Origin of the sequence: Kitasatospora sp. NPDC127067 (genome assembly GCF_042724755.1) — a bacterium.
Lineage (GTDB): Bacteria > Actinomycetota > Actinomycetes > Streptomycetales > Streptomycetaceae > Kitasatospora > Kitasatospora lactacystinica.
The window spans coordinates 1-9,298 of sequence record NZ_JBHXEM010000210.1 but is presented as its reverse complement, the minus strand read 5'-3'; the positions used below and the strand labels follow the sequence as shown (position 1 = coordinate 9,298).

Annotated in this window: 9 protein-coding genes and 1 CRISPR repeat array; of the genes, 8 read left to right on the top strand and 1 reads right to left on the bottom strand. The window is 71.2% G+C overall.

What is annotated here, in order from left to right:
* Positions 1–153 precede the first annotated feature (153 nt).
* A complete protein-coding gene (locus ACFWJ4_RS39715) occupies positions 154–957 on the bottom strand; it encodes an NAD(P)H-binding protein (protein ID WP_380553844.1) in 804 nt (267 codons plus the stop codon).
* A 177-nt stretch (positions 958–1,134) separates the two neighbouring features.
* Between ACFWJ4_RS39715 and ACFWJ4_RS39710 the strand changes: the two genes are divergently transcribed.
* From ACFWJ4_RS39710 to ACFWJ4_RS39675, 8 genes are all read left to right on the top strand, one after another.
* Positions 1,135–1,707 carry a helix-turn-helix domain-containing protein gene (locus ACFWJ4_RS39710; RefSeq protein WP_380553841.1) on the top strand — a complete coding sequence of 191 codons (573 nt, stop codon included), beginning with the start codon at positions 1,135–1,137 and terminating at the stop codon, positions 1,705–1,707.
* Between the two features lie 598 nt (positions 1,708–2,305).
* Positions 2,306–2,760: a CRISPR direct-repeat array (repeat unit 28 nt; unit sequence GTCGGCCCCGCGCTCGCGGGGATAGCTC).
* Between the two features lie 105 nt (positions 2,761–2,865).
* Positions 2,866–3,507, top strand: coding sequence for a hypothetical protein (locus ACFWJ4_RS39705; protein ID WP_380553838.1), 642 nt, complete (start codon positions 2,866–2,868; stop codon positions 3,505–3,507).
* 437 nt (positions 3,508–3,944) lie between these two features.
* Positions 3,945–4,226, top strand: coding sequence for a putative ATP-grasp-modified RiPP (tgmA, locus tag ACFWJ4_RS39700; protein ID WP_380553835.1), 282 nt, complete (start codon positions 3,945–3,947; stop codon positions 4,224–4,226).
* A 152-nt stretch (positions 4,227–4,378) separates the two neighbouring features.
* A complete protein-coding gene (locus ACFWJ4_RS39695; RefSeq protein ID WP_380553833.1) occupies positions 4,379–5,080 on the top strand; it encodes a hypothetical protein in 702 nt (233 codons plus the stop codon).
* Positions 5,077–6,228 (top strand): ATP-grasp peptide maturase system methyltransferase, encoded by a 1,152-nt coding sequence (gene tgmC / locus ACFWJ4_RS39690; protein ID WP_380553830.1) that lies wholly within the window; start codon positions 5,077–5,079, stop codon positions 6,226–6,228. The genes ACFWJ4_RS39695 and tgmC overlap by 4 nt, the downstream gene beginning before the upstream one ends.
* Positions 6,229–6,269: 41 nt before the next feature.
* Positions 6,270–6,713, top strand: a complete 444-nt coding sequence (locus tag ACFWJ4_RS39685) for a hypothetical protein (protein WP_380553827.1) — start codon at positions 6,270–6,272, stop codon at positions 6,711–6,713.
* A gap of 10 nt (positions 6,714–6,723) precedes the next feature.
* On the top strand, positions 6,724–7,236 hold the full coding sequence (locus ACFWJ4_RS39680; RefSeq protein ID WP_380553825.1) for a hypothetical protein: 513 nt from the start codon (positions 6,724–6,726) through the stop codon (positions 7,234–7,236).
* A gap of 257 nt (positions 7,237–7,493) precedes the next feature.
* Positions 7,494–9,227, top strand: a complete 1,734-nt coding sequence (locus ACFWJ4_RS39675) for a GNAT family N-acetyltransferase (RefSeq protein WP_380553822.1) — start codon at positions 7,494–7,496, stop codon at positions 9,225–9,227.
* Positions 9,228–9,298: the final 71 nt, after the last annotated feature.

Genomic DNA, 9,298 nt, shown 5'->3' with positions numbered 1-9,298 from the left:
CGGTAACCAACACCTTCTGGTCCCGGGCCGGCCGTACTCGTTCGTCGCCGCTCTCGAATGTCGAGAAGGGCAGGCCCTGCTCGGCCGGCTTGGACCTGGCGATCTTCCTGAGGACTGTGTCCCTTGAGCTACCGGAGCCCTGGCGGCCGTCGGCTACGGCATTGCCTCGAAGGCCTCCCGATGGTCGCGCGCCCACTGCTCGAACGTGCCCGCCGGCCGGCCGAGCACCCGCGGCACGTGGTCGGTGACGTAGGCCGCACCGCCGGCGCGTGCCCAGCCGATGCCGGTGACCATCTCGGCCGGCAACCGGTCAAGCGCATTCGTGTCGATGACCCTGACCGGCCGTTCCAGCACGCCCTCCAGGATCGCCGCCTGGTCCGCGGACGTCAGTAGCTCCGGCCCGGTCAGGTCGTACCGCTGCCCGTCGTGCGCATCGCCGGTCATGGCGGCGACGGCGACCGCAGCCACGTCCCTCGGGTCGACGACGGCCTGCCGGGAGTCGCCGGTCAGGTTCGGGATCGGTTCTCCGGCCTGGATCAGGGTCCGGTGCCACAAGAGGTTCGAGGCGAAGCTCGGCGGGCGCAGCATCGTCCACACGAGCCCGCTGGCCTCGATCGCCTCCTCCGCGGCGAGGTGCCACGCGCCGACGGTCGCCCCGTCGAACCGCTCGCCGCTGCCGATGGCGGACAGCTTGACGATCTTACGGACGCCTGCCGCCCGCGCGGCCGTGACCAGGGCGATGTCGTGGTCCGCGGTGGGTATGGGGGGCACGGTTACGAGGAAGACCGTGTCGACGTCGGCCACTGCACGCGCCAGCGACGCCGGGTCGTCGAAGTCGGCCCGCACCCCGCCGGGCCGCTCGCGGCGGGACATCGCCCGGAACGGCAGGCCCCGCTCGGTGAGCAGACGGACGACGTGACTACCGATGGTGCCGGTGGCACCGGTAACAAGGATCATGTCCCGACGATGACAGCGCTCGCACAGCTCCTGATAGGAAGTTTCGGCACTATCGTGGGCCGCGTGAGAACTCTCGTCGTGCCGCCCGCTCTTCTGCGGTGGGTGGCCGGGATCGATGTCGCTACGGAGACCGGTTCGGCGGCGGTCGATGTCCCCGACCACGCCACCACACTTCTCGTGCGCACGGACAAGCGCGAACTGATCGTCATGGGCCCCCGCACCCGGGCCGCCTACCACGTCGCCGTGCCCGGCCGCTCGTGCGTGCGGGTTCGTATGCGGCCGGGTCGTGCCCAAGCCCTGCTCGGACGTTCGCTGAACGGCCTCGCCGACGGTGTCCTGCCGCTCGGCGAACTACCGGGCCTGGACATCGACCAGCTCGCCGCCGACCCGCTCGCCGCTCTCGAAGAAGCCTTGGCCGACCGCCCGGAACCGTCGGAGCGGCTCGAAGAGGCGGCGCGTCTACTGGCCGACACCACCGTCTCCGCGACCGCGGCCCGGCTGCACATCAGTGAGCGCCGCCTGCACGCCCTGTTCACCGACGCCACCGGCCTGTCCCCCAAGCACTTCGCACGCATCGACCGCGTCCGCACCGTGCTCGCGGCCGACGCGGGCCGATGGGCGGACATCGCCACGACGGCCGGCTACTACGACCAGTCCCACATGACCGCCGAGTTCCGCCACTTCATGGGCGTCCCACCGGCCGCGTTCACCGCTGGCCGGCGCCCCGCCGCGACTTCGTGCACTGCCTGAGTTCCAGAACACGGCACAGAGAAGCAGGGCTCCCGGTGATCACCAGGCCCTGTGCCTCTTCATCTCCTGAGGTGCCCCATCGCGCCAATCTGCGCGACCTCCTGATGTCCTGTCCCGTGAAGTTGGGGATGCGGCTGGCTGGCGGGTGGCATGCCCGCGATTGCGGTGTGTCCGTGGTGGTGACTGTAGATCTGGAGCCTGGCGAGGTAGGCGTCGCGGGGTTCCTGTTCGGTGCGGTAGCTCCGTGCGTAGGCCCATTCGTCGCGCAGGGGCGGCTGAAGCGTTCGCCCTTGCCGTTGGTCCGGGGGCGGTAGGGCCGGGTGCGTTTGCGCGCGATGCCCTCGGTGGCGAGGGCATCGCGCCAGGCATGCGACAGGTAGCGGGCGCCGTTGTCGGCCATGACGCCCTCACCGGCGAACCCGTCTCCTGCACCTATGCCTGACAACAGCCCGTACGATGCTGTCGAAGGTTCAGAGCCGGCTCACCTGCGCGCAGCTGGGAGGGGTGGGCTCTGGGACGTTGATATCGCAACGCGGGCTCCGGATTCGAACTGAATGGATTGGCGCACTCTGCGCCCAATCGCAGCAGGTCAGGAAGTGTCGGCCCCGCGCTCGCGGGGATAGCTCCGGGGTGACCACCTACGACGAGGCGGCCGGCGAGTCGGCCCCGCGCTCGCGGGGATAGCTCCGGGTTTGAGGACGGTACTCCAGACAGCTGACGGTCGGCCCCGCGCTCGCGGGGATAGCTCCCTCACACAGATGTACGCCGCGTACCAAGGGGAGTCGGCCCCGCGCTCGCGGGGATAGCTCGCGCCCCGCCCGGGACTGCAATCCCGATTCGAGGTCGGCCCCGCGCTCGCGGGGATAGCTCCCCGGGCGGCCACTGCCCGACCAGCCGCTCGAGTCGGCCCCGCGCTCGCGGGGATAGCTCCGCGGGAGGTCCTTGTCGGGGGTGACCCAGGCCGTCGGCCCCGCGCTCGCGGGGATAGCTCCCGCTGTGAGTCCAGGCGTTGCCCACGAACTCGGTCGGCCCCGCGCTCGCGGGGATAGCTCAGGCAGAGCATGGACACCCCGCCAGCGGCGCCTCGGCACTACTCAGGCGGCCCTTGAGTACGCTCGCCCATGCGCTTCCGACCGGCCGCTTCCTACCGTGATCAGCATGGACACGAACGCGGCTCCCGCCCACCCCCAGCCCTCCGTCAACCCGCGCTGGGCCACCGGCTGCGGGATCGCGGTGGCGCTCCTCACCGCCCTGGTCGTCCTGGGAGCCATCGCGCTGGCCAAGTTCGAGGACTCCCTGTCCCAGCACGGGTACGTCAAGGGCCCCGGAACCGTGGTCGAGCCCCTGCACGCCGGCGGGACCGCCCGCTACGACGACGGCCTGAGGATCACCGTGAGCCCACCCCACCGGGAACCCGACAACAGCTACAGCTTCACGATCACCTACGACAACGGCACCGGCAGGGAACTGCGCCCGGGCGGGACGTCCCCCGCCACCGGCCTCGGCACGACCGGTGGCTCCCCCGTCGTCGTCCGCCCGGGGAAAGCCCTCGACTCCGGCACCCCGTCCCCCACCCCCGCCCCCGGCGCCGGCCACGCTCCCGTCCCTGCCCCCGGCATGACCTTCCTCGACGGGGCCGCGTCCGTCACCGCCCTCACGCCGCCCCTCGACACGGAGCAGAAGCGCACCGTGCCGGTACGGGTGAAGCCCGACAGGGAGGGCGGGCTGGTCACGGTGGAGGTCGCCCCGAAGTCGCCCGGGTACCGCGACACCGCGTACTGGCAGTTCCCCCTCAGCTGACCAGCCGACCCCACGCACGGGTGCCGTGTCCTGCCGGCCCCATGTCCACCGGACGGACCCAGCGCCTACGGGGGGCGTTGCGGGCTGCGCAACGCCAAGCCCCGACCGTCGGCCGCTCACCCCTGGTGCTCCCCGGACCTCGCTCCTGAACATCGACAGCGACCAGCCGATCCTCGACAACTGCGTCGATATCCTCCTCGGCGCCCCGCCCATCGCCGACTCCACTCTCACCGCCGACGTCACCTTCGGCTGAGCCCCGCTTCCGGGGCCGCTCACCCCTTGCCGTGGCGCGCGGGCGGTGCTCGGTGGGGAGGGCGGTGCCGACCTTGACGGGCAGTTCGGCGAAACGCCTGCCAGCAGTCCCGCCGACCGGCATGATGACCGATAGTCACCAATCGCATCGCCAGCGTCACACTTCGCGTGCAGGGGAGATCAGGATGCCGAACGCCGTCGCCGCCCCGTGGGGCACCACCCGGATGCGCCCGTTCGCCGACACGCCGCCCTGGCCCGCCCTGACTCCGGTCATCGACCCGGACACCCAGGTCGCGGTCTTCCACGACGAGCAGGGCCGCGCCGTCGAGCTTGGCAAGCACGGGACCAGCACCGACCGGACTGGCCCGACGAGCACCGGCGGCGGTGGCGGGGACGGGCAGAGCGGCGGCCAGGCCCAGCCGACCGACGTCGACACCGTGACGTCCAACGACCAGGACCAGAGCTGAACCATGGCGGGTGACCGGCAGCCGGCGGTCCTGGTGCTGACCTGCGCCTACGACCCGACCGCCGACATCGTGCTGCGGATCCTGGCCGAGCGGCAGGTGCGGGTCGTACGCGCGGATCCCGGCGCCCCTCGGGCTGGGCCGCGCCGGCCGGCATGGACGGGCAGGATGCCGTGTTCGCCCGCGCCCAGGCCCAGTGGGGCGTCGGGGGCGTCCTCGCCGCGTTGCCCGGCGCCCACTACGTGAACCACCCCTGGCGGATCCGGGCCGCCGAGCACAAGCCCGCCCAGCTCGACGCCGCGCTCGCGGCCGGCTTCGCCGTCCCCGACACGATCGTCACCACCGACCCCGAGCGGGCGCGCGCCTTCTGCGCCGAGCAGCCGGATGGGGCGGTCTACAAGCCGCTGTGGAACTCGCCCTGCACGGACGAGGACGGCCGGCCGGTGCAGGCGTGGGTCGCTGAGGTCGCCCCGGACGAGATCACTGACGCCGTCGCCGCCTGCCCGCACCTGTTCCAGGCCCGCCTGGCCAAGGACCACGACGTGCGGCTGACCGCGGTGGGCCGCGAGCTCTTCGCCGTCCGGATCGACAGCCCGGACCTGGACTGGCGCCGCCGCCAGGACCTGCTCACCCACACCCGGATCGACGTGCCCACGTCCGTGCGCCGGTCCGTGGCCCGCTACCTGGAGCACTTCCGGCTCGTCTACGGCGCCTTCGACTTCGCCGTCACCACCGACGGCCGCTGGCATTTCCTCGAGTGCAACAGCAACGGGCAGTGGGCGTTCTTCCCGCCTCCGACCACCGACGCCATCGCCACGGCGATCGCCGACCAGCTCCAGAAGAGCCCCGCCGCATGACCACCACCGCCGCCGCTGCCGCGGACCTGCGCGCAGCCCTCGCCCGGCAGCTCACCGCCGACGAAGGCCTCACCGACCCGCACTGGCGCGCCGCCGCAGCAACCGTGCCGCGCGAGGCCTTCGTCGGCGACTACTTCCGCGAAGTCCCCGGCTCCTTCCCCACCTCCTGGGAACCGGTCCGTGAAGGCGGCTATGGCTGGCTGGAGGCCGTCTACACCAACCAGACCCTCATCACCCAGCTCGACGGCCGCATCCACCCCGCAGACGCCGACCAACCGGTCGCCGGATCCCCCTCCTCCTCGTCCACCCTGCCCTCCCTGGTCCTGCGCATGTGGCAGCAACTCGACGTCCACGACGGCCACCGCATCCTGGAAATCGGCACCGGCACCGGCTACTCCACCGCGCTCGGCGCCCACCGCCTCGGCGAGGAGAACATCACCAGCATCGAAGTCGACCCCGGCCTCGCCGAACGCGCCGCCACCTCCCTGAAGACCGCCGGCTACGCCCCGCGCCTGGTCGTCGGCGACGGCCTCGCCGGCCACAAGCCCGCCGCACCGTACGACCGACTGATCGCGACCTGCGCGGTGCGTACCCTGCCCTACCCCTGGCTGCACCAGGTCAGGCCCGGCGGAAACATCCTCGTCACCTTCTCCGGCTGGCAGTTCGGCTACGGCCTCGCCCTGCTGACCGTCACCGACCCCGGCGAGGCAACCGGCCGCTTCCTGCCCGGCTGGACCAGCTTCATGATCGCCCGCCCCCACGACCGCCCCCCGCGCCAGAACCCCACCCTCCTCCCCGGCGACGAACGCCCCACCCGCATCGACCCCGCCACCATCACCACCTGGACCGGCACCTGGGTCGCCCAACTCGCCGCCCCCTCCGCCGAACGCATCGGCGCCGGCGACCAACAGATCCTCATCGACCATGCCACCGGCTCCCACGCCCGCACCCAACCCGACGACCACGGCGGATGGACCGTCACCCAACGCGGCCCGCTGCGCCTGTGGGACCACGTCGAGCACGCCATCGAGGCCTGGCAGGCGGCCGGCGCACCGCACCAGGAACGGTTCGGCATCACCGTCACCGGTGACGGGCAGCGGGTCTGGCTCGGCGACGAGGACGGACCCGGATGGCGCCTACCGGTGTGATCGGGGCTGCCTACGCGGAGCCCGTGCCAGAGGAGAGTGACGTGTCGGGAACGGAAGCAGCCTCGGTGCGCCAGCGCCTGGGACACTGGTGGCGGTTGGCCACCACGGCGCCCGGAGGGCCGGCCGCGCGCAAGCTCACCAATGGAGCGCAGGGCGCACTCGACGCGGTGGCGTCCGGACGGCGGATCTCGACCGTGCTGCGGACCGAGGTCCGCTCCGCCCACGCGATGCTTCCGGTATTCAACGTCTCCGTGTTCGCGAGCGCGCTGGTCGCCCTCGCGGTGTTCGGCCTCGAAGTCAAGGTCGTGAAGCGAACGCACGTCATCGAGCAGCTCCTCGCGCTCCAGAGCACGATCTTCGCGATGCTGGCGGCATCGATCCTCTACAGCATGTACTTCGTCGCAGCACGGGTCGCCGTGTGGTGCGTGCACGAGGCGGCCAAGGCACTGACGGGCAGGCGCCGTCGGGTCCCGCAGGCAGGGTGACGACATAGCCATGCCCGTGCGGCCGGCCGCACTTGTGCCCGTCCGGCAGGCCGCCCAGCCAGTGACGGGCCCGGAAGTGGGCACACTCCGGCTCACCCGTCAGCACGGGCCGCCCAGTGAGGATCCGAATCTCCTGCAGGTGCTTGCGGGCGCTGTCGGGCAGGTTGGCCCCGGCCCAGTTGAGAAGGTGGTCGGCGATGCCCCGGTTGCTGGCGTCACCGAGGACGTGGTCGAGGTCGCGATGGTCGAGGGCCGTGTCGATGTGGTCCCGGAAGACGGCCAGGTCACCGAAATCGGCGACGAACCCGGGCCCGCTCAGCTCATTGGCCGCCAATACGATCTCCGCGGTGAGCAGGTCGCTCTCGTCGACTCCGCTCACGGTGCGAGCGGAGTCGAAGCCGACTCGCTTGCCAATGGTGTAGGAACCGGTGAGGCGCAGCGACTGGTGGTGCGTTCCACCAGCCCGGGTCTTGGGAGGAGGCGCGAGCTGTGCGGTGGGATGCGTCATCATGCCTCTTTCTGATCATCAACGGCCCGGACCGCGGCGGACAGCGGGTGAACACCGCTTCCAAGCCGGGCGGCAGCCCAGCCGCGGTGGCTGGGCGTGGACCAAGAGAAGCGGGGCTCACGGTGCCGATGCGATGTCAGATGGCAGGAAATTTCGATGACGGAACGGTGTGTCATCGGAAGTTCCAACGGCTCGACACTGTCGCCGAGCGTGTCCGCTTCGCTACCGTCGGGGGAAGTCGCGGTGCAGGAGCACACCCCGGGGGGCCGGTCATGGGCAGTCCGAACGACACGTTTCGGCGGCTGCGCGAGGTCGAGTGGGACATGGGGCGCCGGGAGGCTGCCGAGTTCCTGGTGGGCAAGTCGATCGAGTTCGGGGAACCGGTCCTGTTGGTGACCCGCACCATCGCGACCTGGGAGGACGGCGACTCCACCTGGCCGAGAGCCAAGTACCGCCGTCTGCTGCACAAGGTCACCGGCAAAACCGCAACCGAGCTGGGGTTCATCGAACCGCGACAACGGGGCAAGAAGACCAGGCCCGAACCGCTGGTACAGACGGAAGGAGGGGACGAGGACATGCGCCGACGCAGCATTCTTCTTGGCGCCGGGGCCGCACTGCTCGCCTGCGCCGTCCCACAGACCGCGAACGCCGGCACCGCCCTGGGCCGCGACCATGTTCAAGCGCTCAGGGACGCCGAGCAGACCCTGTACACGCAGGACCACGACCACGGCTCCGCCGACCTCGGCCAGCAGGCCACCACCGCGCTACACACCGCCCACACCTGGCTGGACCAGGGCCGCTACGGAGAAGACCTCGGACGCCAACTCCATACCGCTACCGGCATGCTGTCGGTCGCCGCTGGCTGGCTGGCCCTCGACGCCGGGCGCACCGCAGATGCCCGTTCCCTCTACACCGAAGCCCTCGCCAGTTCCCGCCAAGGCGACGACCCCGGCCTGGAAGCCCACGCTTTTGCGTGCCTGTCCTTGCTCGCCCACGCCACCGGCCGTCCCCGCGAGGCCGTAGGCAACGCCCAGGCGGCACAGCGCGCAGCCACCGGGCTCGGCTCGCCGCGCTGGATGGCGCTCCTGGCGATGCGTGAGGCCCGCGGCTGGGCCCTGCAGGGAGATCGCACGCTTACAGAAGCGGCGCTGGTACGGGCCTTCGACCTGTACGCGAAGGGGCCGCGCGACACCGACCCCGACTGGCTCGGCTTCTTCGTCCCCGGCGAGCTGGCAGGCCTTGAGTCGCTGTGCCGTGCGGACCTTCGCCAGTACGACCGGGCGGTGGCAGGCGCCGAGCAGGCAGTGATGCTGTTCGCCGCAGGCCACGCCCGCAACCGCTCGCTCTACACCGCCGACATCGCACTCCACCGGGCACGCCAGGCCCGACCTCGACGCTGTCGCCGATGCCGGCCGCAGAACCCTGGCCTACCTTCCGGACGTTCGCTCCGAACGGCTGATCCGATCCTTGCGCGACATCGCCGGCGCACTGCAAGCTCACGCGAAGGTGCCGTGCATAGCCGACTACCTCGACGACTACCGAACCGCCGTCCCCGCTGCCTGAAGGAACTGATGAGCGTCCCCAGCACGCCCCTGGCCCTGCAGCGCTACGGCGCCGGTGACGCCGCCACCCTGCTCGACACCCTCGCCGACATCTGGGCTGAAGCCCACGCTGGACACGACGATGTCGCCCAGGCCGGCTTCACCCCCCAGACCCTGCGCCGCCAGATCACCACGCACGCCCTGCGCGATGACTTCACCCTCGTCGTGGCGTTCTCCGCAGGCCACGCTGTCGGCTTCGGCTACGGCTTCCGCTGCACCGCCGCCTACTGGTACGGCGAGCAACTCTTGCCTGCCATCACGCCCGAGGCCCGCGATACCGACTCCCTGGCCGGGATCTGCGAACTCGCTGTCCGGATCGGCTGGCAGGGTCAGGGAGTGGGCACCCGCCTGCACGCCGCGCTCCTGGAGGCGCTGCGCACCGCCCTCTCTGCCAGCCTTGGGTGAGACATCCCGCTTTGTCGGGTTAGCCTGAGAGGGCCCGAGTAGGAGTTCCACCCCTGATGACCAGCACCAAC

Bases quoted from the DNA above. Each gene is read 5' to 3' on its own strand.
- ACFWJ4_RS39715 (WP_380553844.1), bottom strand. From the start codon at position 957: ATGATCCTTGTTACCGGTGCCACCGGCACCATCGGTAGTCACGTCGTC.
- ACFWJ4_RS39705 (WP_380553838.1), top strand. From the start codon at position 2,866: ATGGACACGAACGCGGCTCCCGCCCACCCCCAGCCCTCCGTCAACCCG.
- tgmA (WP_380553835.1), top strand. From the start codon at position 3,945: ATGCCGAACGCCGTCGCCGCCCCGTGGGGCACCACCCGGATGCGCCCG.
- ACFWJ4_RS39695 (WP_380553833.1), top strand. From the start codon at position 4,379: ATGGACGGGCAGGATGCCGTGTTCGCCCGCGCCCAGGCCCAGTGGGGC.
- tgmC (WP_380553830.1), top strand. From the start codon at position 5,077: ATGACCACCACCGCCGCCGCTGCCGCGGACCTGCGCGCAGCCCTCGCC.
- ACFWJ4_RS39680 (WP_380553825.1), top strand. From the start codon at position 6,724: ATGCCCGTGCGGCCGGCCGCACTTGTGCCCGTCCGGCAGGCCGCCCAG.
- ACFWJ4_RS39675 (WP_380553822.1), top strand. From the start codon at position 7,494: ATGGGCAGTCCGAACGACACGTTTCGGCGGCTGCGCGAGGTCGAGTGG.